Source organism: Paenibacillus sp. VTT E-133280 (assembly GCF_002264385.1).
GTDB classification, from domain to species: Bacteria; Bacillota; Bacilli; order Paenibacillales; family Paenibacillaceae; genus Paenibacillus_AQ; species Paenibacillus_AQ nitricinens.
Genome location: NZ_NFUX01000008.1, coordinates 1 through 16,704, shown reverse-complemented (window position 1 = coordinate 16,704; position 16,704 = coordinate 1). Strand labels below are relative to the sequence as shown.

The window sequence follows — 16,704 nt, the reverse complement described above, 5'->3', positions numbered from 1 at the left end:
CAGGTGTCTCCTCCTTGGACTTATTTAGTTGCGAGTAATTTCTTACGGAAATCTGAAGGACTAAGCCCTACGATCTTCTTAAATACTCGATTAAAATAAAACGGATCATCTATCCCCACCTGTGAAGCCACCTCTTTTATCCTCGTATCCGGAAGCTTTAACAATTCAATCGCTTTATTGATTTTTAGTTCATTCATATATTGAACAATGCTTCTACCCGTATCTTGCTTAAATACACGACATAAGTAATTAACATTCATATTTACTTCTTGAGCGAGACGGTCAAGCGTTATTTTATTCTCAACATTCTCTTGCAGAATCTCCGTGATTCGAAATACTTCTTTGCGATAAATATTGCTTTTAACTTGATACAATAGATTAATGGCTTCCTGCATCGCTTGCTCAATAGTTAGAATAAGCCCTTCCATAGACTCAGTTTGTGAAATATCACTCTCAAAACTCTCTAAGAGTGTGGTTGCCCCTACCCTATTTTGTTCAGTGGACGGTAGTACTTGTGTGTTCCATTTTAAGATCATGTTGTCTAGGTCAGATAATAAACCCAAAAGGTGAAATTTTAAGGCTGACGGGTCCCATTTGATTTGTTTTGCCTCATTAAATAATATGCTTATGTTCTCCAATACTAGCGTTGTATTCCCTACTTCAACTGCTGCTTTGACTTGATCCAGCCATTCCACATAGTTAATGGAGTGTAGTGACTGGGTTAACTTTGAATGCCCAGCAACTAAGACAGATGCAGGCCCTGTATAAAAGTTGTAAGTTGATGCTCGCAGACACAAAGTGTATCGTTCTCTCAACTGCTTCAAACCTACAAATGCATCACTTAATGTAATGCTGACACTTAAATTCAAATAAAGCTTAAGCATCTGCACTAAGTTATTCATTAACAGTAACCAACTGGGTTCTTCAAAATAACCGCTCTGTTCATAAACTATAACAATATACTGATGACTCTCCATCTCTATGAAATCAAATGCAAAGTGATCTGACACGGTTTCTTTCACAATATTCGCTATAGAAAAGCTAAGTAGTCTCTTGTTATTAATTTTACCGTTACTTAGCGCCTCCACATAATCATCGATTCTTATCATAATAAGATTACCAGCAAGTCTATCGAAGGGTATCCCGTACTTCTGTGTTTCTTGCATCAAATAAACCATGTCCTGCTCCTGATCTAAAAGAAGCTCTCTCCATATGCTGTTCCGTTGCTGAAGCTGCGTTTCATTAAGCTTAATTTTCATATGAATATCCTGTTCTTTAAGCTCTCGTTCTGTTAATAACTGCTCCGTGATCTTAGTCAGCAGAAGAATCAGCTCATCTGGCTTAAGCGTCAGCTTCAACATATAATCTTCTGCTCCAAGTTTCATGGCTTCCCTCACGTAAGCATAATCATCATAATTACTAAGCACCACAAACTTCCCAGTGAATTTCCGTTCGTTGAGCGTTCGAATTAATTCAAGTCCATCCATGTTAGGCATCACTAGATCCATAATCACGATATCGATCGGTTCTGTCTCTATGACCTCAAGAGCTTTGTATCCATCTGCAACAGCACCCATTAATTTAAAACCATATTCATCCCATTTAATTAGTGTACTGAGTGCAATCCTCACTATTTTCTCATCATCCACAATTAGTATCCGCATCAGCTGAGTCCTCCTGAAGTGTAGAAATATAAGGTATCGTGATGATAACATCCGTGCCTTGATCAGGCTTACTCCAAATCTCTAATCCATAGGGGTCTCCATAATGTAATTTGATTCTCTCCCGCACATTTCCAATACCGATATTTGCTAATCGATTCTCTGAATGATTATCTCTAAGCTGTAATATCTCCTGTAACTTTTCAGCACTCATCCCTTTCCCATTGTCGCTTAACTTAATCTTTAACACCACTCCGTTCAATTCAGCAGTCATTGTAATCCTAGGTTCCATATTCTCACCGCTTAGTCCATGAATAATCGAATTCTCTACAATGGGCTGAAGCAAAAATTTCAACACTTGAGTATCTAATAACTGTTCAGGAATTTGCACATCAACCTGTAAAGACATCCCGTATCTAATTTGTTGAATAACGACATAGTTCTTGATGTTCCGAAGCTCTTCCCCTAGCGTTATCCGTTCATTCTTCTGAACAATTGTACTTCGAAGTAATTCAGCCAGTGCACCTAAACCATTGCTTACACTATCCGCTTGACTTAGCATCGCCGTCCATTTTAACGAACTCAATGTGTTAAATAGAAAATGCGGATTAATTTGTGCCTGCAACATTTGCAGCTCAATCCCCCTCTTCTGTGCCTGTTCTTGTTCCACACGCTCGATCAATAGTTTGATTTCCTCGATCATGGCTTCAAATTTCCCTGAAAGATATCCGATTTCATCTGGATGCTTGTCGTTTATTTCTACCTTTAAATCACCTCGCATGACCTGGTTCATTCCACTCACTAACTTCTTAAGGGGTGTGGAGATACTAATAGAGATGAAGGTTGCAAATAAGGATGAAACAACTACACATATGACGGCAATGAAAAACATTTCATTTCTAATCTCCACAGACCCCATATTCAAATAGGCTTGTGGAATTAAACTAATTACATTCCAATGAAGTACCTCATTATGTGTATTTAAGAAAAAGTAGGGTTCCGCCCGCAGCGTTACTATCCCCGTCTCCATACGGGAATTAATCAAATGATTTAAAGTACGATTAGCTTCCAAATCTTGATCCGAATGAAACAGGTGATTGTTGCTCGTCAATATTTCTCCTGCATCATTCATAATGATTTGTTCACTACCCTGTCCCATATTAATGCTTCCAAACAAAATCTGTGAGAATAATTCCTCATCAATTCCCATAATGACGAACCCCACAGTTTCGCCTGATCCATATGAAAGTGGAATCCTCCTAGCCAATGAAAGGATATTATCACCAGCTGTCGTATGGGCTGTGGTCCAGATATCCGCACTTTTATTCTGTTTGGCCAGAGCAAATATTCGCTGTTTATCCTCTGTAGTAAATTCTTCGTATCCATAATCGTACAGAACTTGTCCATGATTAGTTAGAATCTGTAGTGTTTTGATTGTAGCAAACAACCAAAATTTATCGCTTAACACAGTGTCTTCAAACTTCTTATGTATTTTACTAATATCAAGATCACTCAATCTATTGTAGCGGAGCAGGGCTTGCTGAATATCTCCATTCAACATGATTTGATCAGCGAAAGTCTCATATTTTGCCACTTCTGTTCCGATCTTGCTTCCTAAGAGGCGTAATATATCATTAACAAAGGTAGTTGTCTTAGAGGTGATTGCTTCATTCGATTTATGGTAAGCCAGAAAGCCGAAGGTACATAGTGGGATAATAGCAAGCAGCAGAAATGAAATCATTAAGCGTCGCTGAACTTTTGACTTTCGAAGTAATTTAATCATTAGCGTACACTAAAGTTAGATTCATATCGTAAAACCTCCTAATAACAGATCATCTGAGGTAAGTATTCAACGGTGTACCATTTAGCCCTTTCACATTAGTACAGGGTCTCGCATGATATAGGAATCTCTCCCTCGTCCCCCTAATATAGTTTAGGAAGAAGGGCGGGATGCACATGGGTACCAAAAATGATCAAGAGCAAAGGGCTATCTTTCTAGCTGCTATCTGCGGACAGACCTATGCGCAGTTCTCAAATAAAGACGGTTCGTTCGTCGTTCCATTAGATTATCAGATCGTGGATACGATTGAAGCAAGATCCATCAGCGAGGTGTGGGAACGCTTTGGATTTATTTTGGAATCTCCACAAGAGATTATCGTTGCCTTCCGCGGAACCAGCTCCACAACCGATTGGATGTCAAACGTTATGGCCTCACAAGAGAGATTCAATTACATTAAAGAAGATACCCTTACCCACCGGGGTTTCACGAATATCTACTCATCAGCGCGCGATGGGATTATCTCTACACTCGCTAAGTTATCTCCCGATAAGACCTTATACATTACTGGTCACAGTCTTGGCGGAGCACTCGCCACTTTATGTGCTATTGATCTTGCGGCCAACACCTCGCACATCTCACCTATTCTGTTCACCTATGGCTCACCACGTGTAGGCGATCCGAACTTCGTTAATGCTTTTAAACAATATGTCCGCAAGAGTTACCGTTATGCCAATCTCTTTGATGTTGTTACCTACGCGCCTCCACATGTATACAGGCTACCTAAACGGGAAACGAAGTACTATTACAGTCATGTCCATACTTTTTTATCACTGTCATTCCAGAATGGATCGGCAAGTAGTAATCATATGATCAGCTACTATTTCACAGAGCTCTCCAAGCTTCAACCGCAGTACTCCGAGGAACTTTGTTTAACAAACCCTGGATTCTGTCCAGTTGTAAATCCCCCCATCATAAGCGCATCAATTCCACCAACTGCACCTCATGTGGAGACAATTTACTAATTAATGAATAGGTGCTCGTTATTTCGACTTGTTCAAAGGTCAGTTGCGGGCAGCTCGCTTGCTTTAAATAATTAAGGGTGTCAGCATCAATAGGATGAGGCGCCCCCATTCGTACCCACAGGTCGAAAACGCTTCCATTTTGTCTGTTTATTGTATGTCTTTTGATAGAATACGAGCCTGGATGAATATCTGTAAGCTCCAACGTCAACTCTATATCTCCAACTTCTTCGAACACATCGTATCTATTCGTGCGATTAATGAGCGAGGCATCACCTTTTTGGTACAATGAATCGATATGCGCATAAGCATACATCAACACCTGCAGCCCCATATCACTGCTAGTAACGTAATATCCTTTCCCTTGATGAATGAATTGGCGGCCTAATTTTGCAAGCAGTTTAAACGCATAGAAGGATGGCTTTGGTATCCCGTTATACGTCATCAGCCCCAGACCTCCATGAAACATTTCTGACGACATTTTGAACTCCTCTAGCAAATCCGTAGCCGTCCAATAACCAAAACTATGGAGACCATCCATATTTTCCAGAACATTTTTCACGATATAGGCTGCCTTAAAGCATGTATCATTCACTAAATCGCGGTGAGAGCCTGTGGCATTCCATTCTGTCATATGCAGTTCAGGAACATCCCTTCCCATAGCTTCAGATACGGTTTTCTTCAATTTTATAATGACTCGCGATAAATATTCTGTATCTGCTGAAAGCTCTATTTTCTGAAACAACACATCCGGATTCTCTTCATAATCCACCTGAATCACTTGAGTTGATCTTAACGATTCATCATACGGATAACTGTGAAAGGATATAAAATCAGGCTTTACGCCTCGTCTGCACACATCATTCATAAACCTTGTCAGCCAATCTGACTGCATTAACGTAAAAGATAAAACACCTGGCCCCCCTACACATAGCTCAGGATCTATGGATTTGATGATTTGAAATGTTGAAATGAACAGCTCACAGTAAGCTTCATAAGTATCTGGCCAAAAAATATGGATTTCCGGTTCGTTCCACACCTCGAAATACCACTGCCTCACTTCATGAATGCCATATCTATGGATGTAATGCGTAATAAACTGATGGATCATCTGATTCCACTTACCGAGGTCCTTAGGACTACCCACTAAGCTCTTTTTATAAAAAACAGAAGTAGCTTCCTCTCCCGCAAGCTGGCGTGGTAAAAAAGAAAGCTCTAAAAACGGTTTCAATCCGGAGCACAGTAAAAAATCAAATAATGAATCGCTATAAGCAAAGTTCAGGCTTACTTCTCCCCGCTCATTCTCGCCATAAATCATCATCTCATCATCAAAAATACCGTGAAACCGTATATACTGAAACCCAATCTCCTGTTGCATTTGCTTGATATGTCTTTGTACCTCTGCAAACAATACCTCTTTGGCCTTTCCCACCGTCATGAGCTTCTTCCAAGTATGCGCAAGCTCCTTACTTTGGTTAGACTTTACCGAAATCTCATGGGTCTGCTTATGTATAGGAAGGGCCACTGGTAGATTGGAAGCAGCTGACAAATTTTTGTTAGGAAGATATTTGAATAGCGACTCAAACGCCTGTGTGGGATTCATGTCAAAGTAGTTAAACTGGGCCACACTGCTTTTCTGAAATGAACTGCGTCCGTCCAAGATAGTCCTCCGGTATTCTCCAGGTGTCTGTCGATAGAACTCTTTAAACACCGCATTAAAGGATTTCAGATTGGGAAACCCATGATCATGAGCGATCTGTGTAATCGATAGATTGGTAAGTGTCAAATCTTTTACAGCTTTATCCAAACGCACCGCATTCACATATTTGGTAAAGGAAGTACCCATATACGCTTTGAAAAAACGCGACAAATACGGAACAGTCAAATACTCCTGAAGGGCCAATTGCTGGATGTTAATTGCCCGATTGTAGTTCTCTTTGACATAAGAGGTAATTCGCAATAGCCGTTCACGATGCTTATCATCCTGTTTCTCAGGACTTTGATCCTGTTCACGAAATCCTTGCATGAGTAAATAAGTTAAATTAAGAAGACAGGACTGTATCCGTAAATGATACCCTTGTGGGCGCTTATTGTGGAGAAGCATCATCTCAGCCAGCAATGTACGAAGTTCATCAAACTTAGATTGTTCTTCATAGCTAGAAGCCGCAGAATTACAATTGAATAACATTCTTTCGATCTGAGGTTCAATCAGAATTAAATAAGAAACTGGAATTTGCAGCGCTAGCACCAAATTATTCTCTTCTGCTTTAATCGCATGAATTTCATTAGCATTAATCAAGAACAAATCTTCTTCATTTAACTCTCTAAATCTGTCTTTTGTGAAAAGCTCAAGTTTCCCCTTGAGCACGAATAATATTTCAATGCTATCATGCCAATGATTCGGGACCTGATGGGTACTGTGCAAAAACATGTGGACCGGAAGATGATCGTCCATCTCAATATTTTCGTAGGTGTAGCTTTGCAACTAGCACCCTCCTCTCACTCTCTCAATAGATGTCTTTTGTCCTATTATATTATAAAAAAAGCGATTGAATAGAACTATCCTATTCCATCGCTTGATACTATTACAGATCTCTATAAATTCTGATTATAGTTGTGTATCCCAATAGCCACAAAACGGATCCACAGGATTAACTCCTTTAAAGGAGGAACGCCCCACAAGCTTCTCAATCAGAGCATCTACCACATAATTACTTGGTGAATAGGCATTAATAAACGTTGGTATACGCGGGACGTCGATCAAATGATAGGGATTCGCTACAGAAATGAAGATTGTTGGCATTTCTTGAATAAACCATGGCATGTCTGCCCCAAATGGAGGTGCCCAATTAATCCGTACAACGGTTTGATTACTATGGGTTTCCAAATTTGAAATATAGACCGCAGCATCATAATGATCCGTTAACGCTTTTACACCTCCAAACATGGCACTGAAATCTACTTCACTCTTATTAAAGAGCGTTACCTCGAATCCTTCCTCTTTTAGCTTGGAAATGAAGTACGGTGCAATATCTGCCCCTCCGAATAAACCTTCCTCGCCCCCTAGTGTGAATACCAGTAGACGTTTGTGACTCTCCGGACGGATTGGGAGCATCTCCTGTGTATCCTTCACCAATGTAACTGACTCATCTGCACATTCCTGAGCCCAACGCACATGCTCTTCGCAAGCAAGGGTGGCAAGGGCTTCTTTTCCTGGAACGAGCGTGCCTTGTTGTTTCTTCTTATGAAGTCCCAACGCAGCTTTCACTGCAAGTATACGAGTCACTGCTTCATTCACGCGCTCCTCTGTCAGAATGCCAGTCTCAATTCCTTTCATCATATAGGCAAAGTCTTCTTCTAAACTCTTGTTAAAGAGGAACATATCACAACCCGCAGCTATGGATGTCGGAACCGCTAGCTCCCGCTTCATGGCCATTGTGAATCCTGCCATTGGTGTAGCATCTGTAGTAATCAATCCATTAAAGCCGAGCTTGGTACGTAATAAATCATTTAAAAGCTCAGGAGCTAACGTTGCAGGCATAATTTCCAAATCTGTAATTCCCGGACGTAATTCTCTGGAATAGGCAGGATGAGCGATGTGCCCCACCATGACCGTATGTGCGCCAGCTTCTATACAATCCGTATATACCTTCCCAAAGGTAGCATCCCACTCTTCCACTGAAAGTGAGTTAATAGAGGTCAACAAATGCTGGTCCCTTTCGTCAACGCCATCTCCAGGGAAGTGTTTAATAGATACCGCCATGCCATGTTCTTGAATCGCTTCGGTATATGCCTTGCTCATGCGAGCTACTCTCTGCGGATCAGAACCAAATGTTCTAACGTTGGTTATCGGGTTACGAAAATTATAGTCGATATCGAGAATGGGTGCGAATGCCCAGTTACAGCCTACAGCACCACCCTCCCGCGCGGCAATGATGCCAAGTTTACGAGCCATTTCGGTGTTATCCGTTGCCGCCACTTGCAGCTGCTTGCCGTAGAAAGTACCCTCTGCCGCAGAACCATTACCTCCTGCTTCAAGATTAGCAGCAATTAGAAGAGGAATATCTGATGTATCCTGCAAGTAGCGATGTGTTTCTTGCACCATCTTGCCGGGACCGGGACGGAACATAATCCCGCCAATCTTAATCCCTTGTGTCAAAAGTGCTAGGTGTGCCTTATCATCGGTGAAACCGATCGGGCAAAATAACTGCCCGACCTTGCCTGCCAAATCCAGAGAGGCTAAGGTTTGTTCTACCCATTTAATCCCTTCATCATCTAGATGAAAAGGCTTTGCCTTCAAATCAATCATTTCTCCAACCTCACTCTCTCCAATTTATTTATTGGAATTCATATGTTTAAGCAGCCATTCGCGATAGAAGAATTGCGACGTTCCTCGAGCTCACGCATCATAACGGGTTGATCCTTGTCAAGACGATAGAACAACAGCAAAGTAATCATAATAATTTGGCCAATAATCGGTGCCCACAAATAGTTAAATGAAATCGCAGCTAATGCTGATTCTGGCTGCGCCGTGGAGTTAGCTACATAACCACCCATCGATAATATCACTCCACCAAGTGCTCCACCGAGTCCCATCCCCACCTTAACCCCAAAACTAGCAGCTGAATAAAGTAGGCCTTGTGCCCGAACACCTGATTTCCACTCCCCATAATCAACCGTGTCGGCCATCATTGCAAAAATCAGACCTGCTCCAACTCCCATGCCAAGCCCGCTTATAAGAAGCCCTGCCAACAGCACCGGAACAGAAAGGGAGTTCCCCCCAGTAATTGCAATAAGGTAGCCAAGGATAGAAACCACTGATCCCATAATAATGGTGTTCCTTTTCCCAATTTTCTTTACTACAAAAGGAGCGATCACCATTGAAAATATCATCAACAATTGCATCGAATTCACGATAGGAATGAGTTCAGGCTTTTTCATATAATAGGTCATGTAATAAATGCTGGTCTGTCCTTGTATCGATGTTGTGATCCACAGGAACAAGCTCATCAGAAGCATGATCAACCAAGGTACATTGCCTTTGAGCGCTTTAACACCTTCTCGCATCGGAAGCGGTTTTTCATCAATGGCTTTTACGCGTTCTTTAGTGTTCGCAAACATGTTTAGAAACAGCAGCAGTGCAATGCTTGAGAACAGGATCATGGTGACCAGAAACCCCTTTGCTTGATCGCCGCCACCAAAAGCTTTCACAAGCGGCATCGTTCCAGCACTAACTGTAACAACTCCAATCACGGCGAATATCATACGAACCGTATTGATCACTGTACGTTCATTAGAATTACTAGTCAGACTTGGCAGGATTGCAGACAGTGGTAGATTAATACCAGAATACATAATACCAAGCACGGTATACGAAATGTATGCGTATACAAGTTTACCCGTATCACCAAAATCCGGCGTCAAAAACATAAGTACTGCAGTTAAGCTGAAAGGAACAGCAAGCCAAAGAAAATAGGGTCTGCATTTCCCCCACTTTGTTTGCGTACGGTCAATCATGACACCAATGAACGGCTCGACAATCGCGTCGATTACCCGTGCAACAAGAAATACCACCGCTACCGCACCTGGGTTCAGACCAAACACATCCGTATAGAAGTACATAAGGTAAAGTGTTGTCATCTGGAATATCAGATTTGACGCAGTATCCCCTAGCCCATAACTAATTCGCTCTCTCCATGGCATTTGATTTTCATTCATACTGCCATCCCCCCGCGTCGCATTTTGTTAGCGCTTTCTTAATTGCATTGTACTGAAGCTGATTCTTTTACACTGTCCGTATTTTAACGGAAATAGGGGGCATTTTTATCTTTTAACAGAGCGGAAGCGTTAGGTTGACTATTTGGATACAGATCAACCTTAAAGAGCCTACAGAACAGCAGCATGCAAGTAATTGTAATAAATGCTCCAAATAATTCATCCGTTGCAAAATGATCTCCCATAATCACGCGGCTAGTCGAGGTGCTGATTCCCCGCACTTCCGCACAGACAAGCAGAATCTCCGCAAATACCAGCCCATACCCACGCGTTAAAAGTATAAAGCTCCATTAATGAATTCGGATAGGCGAATAATAACTAAAACTAGGGTAGATTATAACCCTCCTCTTATGTGAAAAAGTGATCAATAAATCGGAAGGATCGTTTATCTACAATAAGCAAAAAAGCCTAATCCCTTGTGCACGTTGGCAGGAGGTTAGGCTTTATGGTTCAAACGATCAGAAAAGGAAATAAACTAACACCACACCTTCGACTACCAAGATCAGTGAAACGATATGTTGTTTCGTATGCTTTAAAAATTTCCAATCAATAAATGACTGAAATCCTAGGGCAATAATTATAAATACAATCCAAAACCACTTCATTCCCGTCCCCTGTACACCATCAGCTATCATTATTACAATTACTGAAATTAATCCAATAAGTCCGATTATTAATTTGCCTTTTATATTTAGCTCATTGCCGTCGTCAGAAAGTTTTTCTTTATCCGGACCAACAATCCATATTCTAAGAAAATAACCAGAAAAGGCAAGGATTAATATTAAAAATGGAATGATCATTCCTGTTGCCCCCATCCTAAGAAGTTATTCATATTTATTTCTTATCATTAATTCTTTGATTTCTCTTAACTCATTTAATATTTCTTTTGAAATTTGTGTACTTCTAGAGTTATCGATGCCTAATTTAATCACGAATACTCCAAGCAAAAAATAGATGACTAGCATTACGATGATACTCAACTTATCTCCACTCCCCTCTTTATCGTTTGATTCTTAAAAGATGCAGTTCGCGATAGCGTAATTATTCCTATGATACCATAATAAGGGTGTGTGATTAACGCATGAGAACTTGTTGCTAACTTGACAAAAGATCTGCATTTTCGATAGTATGGATAATATCTTGATTATCAAGATATTCAATTTAACAGGGTGGTTTGAAACCTGAACAATTTAAACTGAAAAGAGGGACCACAATGGCAGTACTTATTCTATACGCTACAAAATCAGGGGCAACAGAGCAATGCGCAAAGGTATTATCCGACGAGCTCCCTCAGAGTAAGATCTGTAATATTGAAATAGAGAAGCCAAGTCTTGAGGCATTTGATAGCATTATTTTAGGTGCTGGAGTAAGAGACGAGAAGATATATAAAGCGATTCGTGATTTTATCAAAAAAAATAAAGATGAGCTACTAAATAAGAAGATGGGCTATTATATTTGTAACGAAAAACCAAAAACTACTGAGCAACTAATTGAGAAGAATTTTCCGGATGATTTAAAAAAGGCTGCAGTTTGCATCGAATCCTTTGGCGGTTATAAAGCCTATAAGGCTCCCAAAGAAGGTACTGATCAGCTCAAAGGGATTTTTGTAGATAAAATAAAAGAGTTTTCTAAGAATTTTAAATAGAGGAATATAGAATTTTCTAATAAAAATCCTGTTATCCAGATCAATGATCTGGATAACAGGATTTTTTTATAAAATAGAATTGAATGGTTTATTACTACTTGATTGTCAATTCAAACTTCGCACCCACATCGCTTACAAATACAATTTTCCCGTTACTCGGAAGTTTAACTTGCGTAAGACCACTGACAGTAGAGAAATTTACACACACACCATTCGCATCATAAACAGCAAAGGAACCTTTAGGTGGTAGCCCTACTGTCATCAACTTGCCTGATGCTGTCTCAGGTATTTCATACCATCTTGCATATCCATCTGCTTGAATGGTTACCAATGATTGCGGGCCGGCATAGATAGGTTTAATCGCATCCTGTGTAATAAATAATTGGTTTCCAACCTTGAGATACTCCACACCCTCTTTATTTTCAAAAACAATATCCGCAAGATCGCGCCCACCTAAAGTTGGAATTTGCACGGTCATTTCAGCTTTATTCGGCCCGGTTATTTTATTCGAGCCCATATAGCCCGGTGCATCAGGGAACATAGCAATTCCAGCTACTGGCATACTCATGTAAAATTGTGAGCTATACTTCTCGCTGACATCAAAATACAATTTCCCTTGACGCTGCTGCCAAGCTGACAAGACCTCATTGGATAAAGCATTCGCCTCTAGCTTTTCAGCTGCATATTGAGAAAGAGCAGTCTCACCAAGCCCTGGAATGACCCCGTACCCTTGAATCCAAAGGTAGATGCGACCATTGCTTTCCTTCACAAAGCTAACTTTATTAGCACCCGCTGCATCTAAGAATTCACCGTTTGTATTATACGAAAATTTCTGAGCTGGAAATGTAGGTGCCATAATCGAAGATATACTCAATTCCCCAGCTTTTGTAATCTCTATCTTCATCAGTTGTGTAGAATCAGCATAGACACCAGCATAATCCAGCAATTCCTGCGGCATAGCCTCTTTGTTCGAAGCTTTAAATGTAGGTGTAGGTTTTAGTTCCTTGATAACTCCCTTTTCTTGTAGCGCACTGAGCAATATTTCGTTAGCAAGCATCTGATCAGTTGAGCTATCCCCACCAGAAGATACCACAGCTGCTGCCATCTGCTGATCAGGCAATATGACAAGTGAAGTATGATACAGAGTTGTATCCCCTCCCTTTGTCAGAGCTTTGATATCGTACTGATTGAATGGATATAAATTCACACTGTCCCAGCCCAATCCGTACGCAAACGAATTATCTTTTCCTTTCGGCCACATTCCACGCTTGTACTCCTCTTGCTCCATCGCTTTTATTGATTTTTCTGACAGAATCCCCTTCGATCCTCCAGTGAAAATAGTTGCAAAACGCACCAAATCTTCAGCCGTAGAATAGATGCCCCCTGTTCCAATCACGTTAATCGTCTCTTGGGGTAAGGCGGCAGGGTAGGTAGCATTATATACACTTGCCAGCTGTCTAGAATCCACAGAATCTACTGGCGTTTTCGTATGCCCAAGCCCTAAAGGACCTGTAAAATTCTGATGGATGAATGTAGTGAAGTCCATTCCACTGACTTTCTCAACAATCAACTCCGCCAGCGTAAATCCATCATTACAATATACTGAGTAGGCTCCTGGATCTGCCTTTAGGCGTTGAGTTGTCAAAGTCGCTAGCAAGTTATCTTTGGCGATAGAATCAGAATCATTGAATAAGAAAGAGTTTGATAAGTTCGAACCCCCTAGACCTGATGAATGATTCAGTAGCATTCGTACGGTGATTTGCTTATAACGTGAATCTTCCATCGTAAAATGATTCAGATACGATACGACAGGTGCATCCAAATCTACCTTTCCTTGATCAACGAGCTTCATAATAGAAGCGGTCGTATACATTTTACTCGTCGAGCCAATTCCATACATCGTTGTAGTGCTTGGTGCTGTCTTGCTCTCCACATGGCTGTATCCAGCTGTGCCGCTCATAACGATATTATCGCCATCGATAAGAGCATATTGGAGACTTGTCGTCCCTATCTTTTCCGTTAAGAATGCTGCCTTCTCTGCCGCGACCTTCTGAGTGTTCACATATGTTTGCGTTTTGCTACTATCTGCTGCTAATGCATTCGTAGGAAGATAAACTACTAAAAGTAAAAATACCATCAACAGGGATATTATTTTCTTCTTCATACATTCCCTCCCGCTATGAATTTTCCATTCCTTTAAAGGGTAAATTATCCACATGGGAATGTAAAGGACGTTTATATCATTATCTATTCCATTAATTCTACTTTGTCTCCGATTCTGATTTCCCCTGTCTTAACTACAGAAGCGTAAACTCCGAAGTGTAGTTCAAACTCTTGGTTTAGTTTTTTCAATAATTTAGGGTCTCTTTCCTGACTATCCGGGTCCATCGTGATAACCATACATCTCTCACAAAAACTATCTACCTGTAGCTGAACATCTCCTATGGAGAGCTGCCGCCCGATCCAATCCCCTTCGAAAAGAGATTCATCGCTTAGAGCTATAACAAAGTTCCCACGAAACCTGCGCTGATCTAAGGAATGTCCCCACGCAGCCTCTAGCTTCTTCAAACTAGCATCCGTAATGAGCAATATGCTGGCACCATCCACCGATAACAGTTGCGGGTGCTCTGGCTGTGGATGTGAAGCTTTTATACTAGACATGGAAATTCGCGTTTTAGTTTGGCTTTGGATTTCTTCCAATAAATGCTCATCCCACCCAAAGGTTCGTCCATCCGAAGCCCTTACATGAATTTCTCCATTGATAAATTGCGCTTGGTAGGTAAGCATTTTAGGATTATTTCTAGCCGTAAAATACCGCCACCAGCCCTCTTTTGACTCATCATAAAAGGCACAGAAGCGATCCCCTAACATTCCATACGGTTCTATCACACAGGTTTCCAATCGTTCACCTGCAAATGACTTGACTGGATAGCGATTAATTTCTCTGATTTCACCAATGATTGATTGCACGGTACAACGCCTCCACTTTCAAAAAATACAACATATCCTTTAATTCTACCTGAAATCGTTTGACTCTTGCACCCTTATTTTCACAACAACACATAGCTATTTCGAACGATTCTCGATCACATAAAAATTTATATATTTTACTTGAATATATGTTTTATACTATGACTATTACATATAGTGGAAAGAATATGAGAGGTGAATAGCAGTGCGGTCCAATGAATTCCAAAGTTTTGATTTTGCTTTTACACATGCTGTAATTGGAATGGCTCTGGTTTCGTTAGATGGAACGTTCCTAAAATGGAATTCAGCCCTAAGTAACCTGTTGGGGTACGATCATAACGAGTTAATAACACCTTCACCATCTGTCCGAACTCTTCTAAGTCAGATCCATGAAATTGCTGAGCTTGGAAGGTCTCTTTCCTCTATGAACATCCATCCGCATCGATTCCAACAGAACTACTACCTGCCAACCGGACAACTGTTATCCATAGAGATCTCCATATCTATCGTTTCGGATGCTAATGGTGCACCCCTATATTATTTTACTCAATTTGAGAACAAGACCTTGATCAGGCAAATAGAAACTCAGCTGCAAGAAGCGGAGAGCAGTCTATTAGAAAAAGATAAATCATTCCTGCAACTCCTGGAGGGATTACCTCTGACCGTTGTTGTTACAGCAAAAGGGATTATTCAGTATGTGAATTCAGCGGGCTTACAGTTAATCCATGCGGAAAGCCTGAATCAATTGGTGGGTACATCCACTACTAATATTGTAGACCTTACCAATCATGCAATCCTTCAAGAACGAAGGGAAAGATATTACAGTGGTGACACGATTGGCTCTGTTTGCTACTTAATTAATTGCTTAAATGGTCAGCAGAAATTTGTGGATGGATTCACACTTCCGATTATCTTCAATGGAAACATGGCATTTATCGGAATATTTAAAGATGTCTCTCAGCAAATGCTGGAAGAAGAACGGCTAATCCAATCCGAGAAATTATCTACCGCAGGGCAATTAGCAGCTGGAATCGCTCATGAAATCAGAAATCCGCTTACCGCCATTAACGGCTTTATGAAGCTGCTTCGCTCTTCTGAGCGCATGAATGATAAATATTTTTTCATTATTGAGTCTGAATTGAAACGCATCGAATTTATCGTCAACGAGCTGCTGGTCTTATCCAAGCCACAAACGACGCATGTCAGTAAACCAGTGGATTTATTATCTTTACTAGAACAAGTCACCACACTAATGAATGGACAAGCTGCACTGAAAAACCTTCAGATCCTCCCTGTCTGTACAGATCACTCCATTTGGATCCATGGTGAGGCTTATCAGCTGAAACAGGTATTTATTAATTTACTTAAAAATGCGATGGAAGCAATGAATAGTGGAGGAAATATATATATTCATGTGCTTACAAATGAAAGTGAAGCCCGAATCAGCGTGCAAGATGAAGGTTGCGGGATGACAGAGGAACAGATTAAAGCACTTGGTAAACCATTTTACACGACAAAAGAAACAGGAACAGGTCTTGGCTTTATGATCACGCAGAATATTGTACATAATCATGGCGGAGCGATCACTGTAGAAAGTGTTCCTGAGCAAGGCACTACATTTACGGTAACCATTCCAAAAATTTTAGAGCCAGAGGAAGCTGTCATATAACATAAGAAGTTCCGCAATGAATGATCCTTATTCATACTAGTATCCATACCTTCGTAGGGAGGTTCCGCTTAACGAACCATAGTGCACTTATTCCTAATAACAAGCCCATTCCCGGGTAATTTCGGGAGAATAACGGTGCTGGCTCGTTTACGTTACGGCGGCACATTGTATTCGGTTTTTCGCAT

11 protein-coding genes are annotated in these 16,704 nt (G+C 40.8%); 3 read left to right on the top strand and 8 right to left on the bottom strand.

Features of this window, described 5'->3' with window-relative positions; genetic code table 11:
• Nucleotides 1–20: 20 nt before the first annotated feature.
• Together CA600_RS05500 and CA600_RS05495 are read right to left on the bottom strand one after the other, a co-directional pair.
• Nucleotides 21–1,664, bottom strand: coding sequence for a response regulator transcription factor (locus tag CA600_RS05500; protein ID WP_179281541.1), 1,644 nt, complete (start codon nt 1,662–1,664; stop codon nt 21–23).
• Nucleotides 1,642–3,444 (bottom strand): cache domain-containing sensor histidine kinase, encoded by a 1,803-nt coding sequence (locus CA600_RS05495; protein WP_094869263.1) that lies wholly within the window; start codon nt 3,442–3,444, stop codon nt 1,642–1,644. The genes CA600_RS05500 and CA600_RS05495 overlap by 23 nt, the downstream gene beginning before the upstream one ends.
• A 173-nt stretch (nt 3,445–3,617) precedes the next feature.
• On the opposite strand from CA600_RS05495, the gene CA600_RS05490 reads away from it, so the two are divergent.
• The gene (locus tag CA600_RS05490; protein ID WP_179281540.1) at nt 3,618–4,463 is read left to right on the top strand and encodes a lipase family protein; all 846 of its coding nucleotides are present in this window, start codon (nt 3,618–3,620) and stop codon (nt 4,461–4,463) included.
• On the opposite strand, the gene CA600_RS05485 is transcribed toward CA600_RS05490, so the two are convergent.
• The 4 genes from CA600_RS05485 to CA600_RS05470 form a co-directional block, all read right to left on the bottom strand.
• Nucleotides 4,411–6,945, bottom strand: a complete 2,535-nt coding sequence (locus CA600_RS05485; RefSeq protein ID WP_094869261.1) for a GH39 family glycosyl hydrolase — start codon at nt 6,943–6,945, stop codon at nt 4,411–4,413. The genes CA600_RS05490 and CA600_RS05485 overlap by 53 nt on opposite strands.
• Nucleotides 6,946–7,068: 123 nt before the next feature.
• Nucleotides 7,069–8,769: a glycoside hydrolase family 3 protein gene (locus CA600_RS05480; protein WP_094869260.1), complete on the bottom strand. Its 1,701-nt coding sequence runs from the start codon at nt 8,767–8,769 to the stop codon at nt 7,069–7,071.
• Between the two features lie 38 nt (nt 8,770–8,807).
• Nucleotides 8,808–10,178, bottom strand: coding sequence for an MFS transporter (locus CA600_RS05475; RefSeq protein ID WP_094869259.1), 1,371 nt, complete (start codon nt 10,176–10,178; stop codon nt 8,808–8,810).
• Nucleotides 10,179–10,693: 515 nt separating this feature from the next.
• A complete protein-coding gene (locus CA600_RS05470; RefSeq protein ID WP_179281539.1) occupies nt 10,694–11,035 on the bottom strand; it encodes a DUF4181 domain-containing protein in 342 nt (113 codons plus the stop codon).
• A gap of 413 nt (nt 11,036–11,448) precedes the next feature.
• Between CA600_RS05470 and CA600_RS05465 the strand changes: the two genes are divergently transcribed.
• Nucleotides 11,449–11,880, top strand: a complete 432-nt coding sequence (locus CA600_RS05465; RefSeq protein ID WP_094869257.1) for a flavodoxin domain-containing protein — start codon at nt 11,449–11,451, stop codon at nt 11,878–11,880.
• Nucleotides 11,881–11,974: 94 nt separating this feature from the next.
• On the opposite strand, the gene CA600_RS05460 is transcribed toward CA600_RS05465, so the two are convergent.
• The gene (locus CA600_RS05460; protein WP_094869256.1) at nt 11,975–14,044 is read right to left on the bottom strand and encodes a serine hydrolase domain-containing protein; all 2,070 of its coding nucleotides are present in this window, start codon (nt 14,042–14,044) and stop codon (nt 11,975–11,977) included.
• Between the two features lie 83 nt (nt 14,045–14,127).
• Entirely contained in the window at nt 14,128–14,850 is a 723-nt protein-coding gene (locus tag CA600_RS05455; protein WP_094869255.1) for an MOSC domain-containing protein, read from the bottom strand.
• A 205-nt stretch (nt 14,851–15,055) separates the two neighbouring features.
• On the opposite strand from CA600_RS05455, the gene CA600_RS05450 reads away from it, so the two are divergent.
• Entirely contained in the window at nt 15,056–16,519 is a 1,464-nt protein-coding gene (locus tag CA600_RS05450) for an ATP-binding protein (protein ID WP_256989744.1), read from the top strand.
• The last annotated feature ends 185 nt before the right edge of the window (nt 16,520–16,704 follow it).

Bases quoted from the DNA above. Each gene is read 5' to 3' on its own strand.
- CA600_RS05500 (WP_179281541.1), bottom strand. From the start codon at position 1,664: ATGCGGATACTAATTGTGGATGATGAGAAAATAGTGAGGATTGCACTC.
- CA600_RS05495 (WP_094869263.1), bottom strand. From the start codon at position 3,444: ATGATTAAATTACTTCGAAAGTCAAAAGTTCAGCGACGCTTAATGATT.
- CA600_RS05490 (WP_179281540.1), top strand. From the start codon at position 3,618: ATGGGTACCAAAAATGATCAAGAGCAAAGGGCTATCTTTCTAGCTGCT.
- CA600_RS05480 (WP_094869260.1), bottom strand. From the start codon at position 8,769: ATGATTGATTTGAAGGCAAAGCCTTTTCATCTAGATGATGAAGGGATT.
- CA600_RS05475 (WP_094869259.1), bottom strand. From the start codon at position 10,178: ATGAATGAAAATCAAATGCCATGGAGAGAGCGAATTAGTTATGGGCTA.
- CA600_RS05470 (WP_179281539.1), bottom strand. From the start codon at position 11,035: ATGATCATTCCATTTTTAATATTAATCCTTGCCTTTTCTGGTTATTTT.
- CA600_RS05465 (WP_094869257.1), top strand. From the start codon at position 11,449: ATGGCAGTACTTATTCTATACGCTACAAAATCAGGGGCAACAGAGCAA.
- CA600_RS05460 (WP_094869256.1), bottom strand. From the start codon at position 14,044: ATGAAGAAGAAAATAATATCCCTGTTGATGGTATTTTTACTTTTAGTA.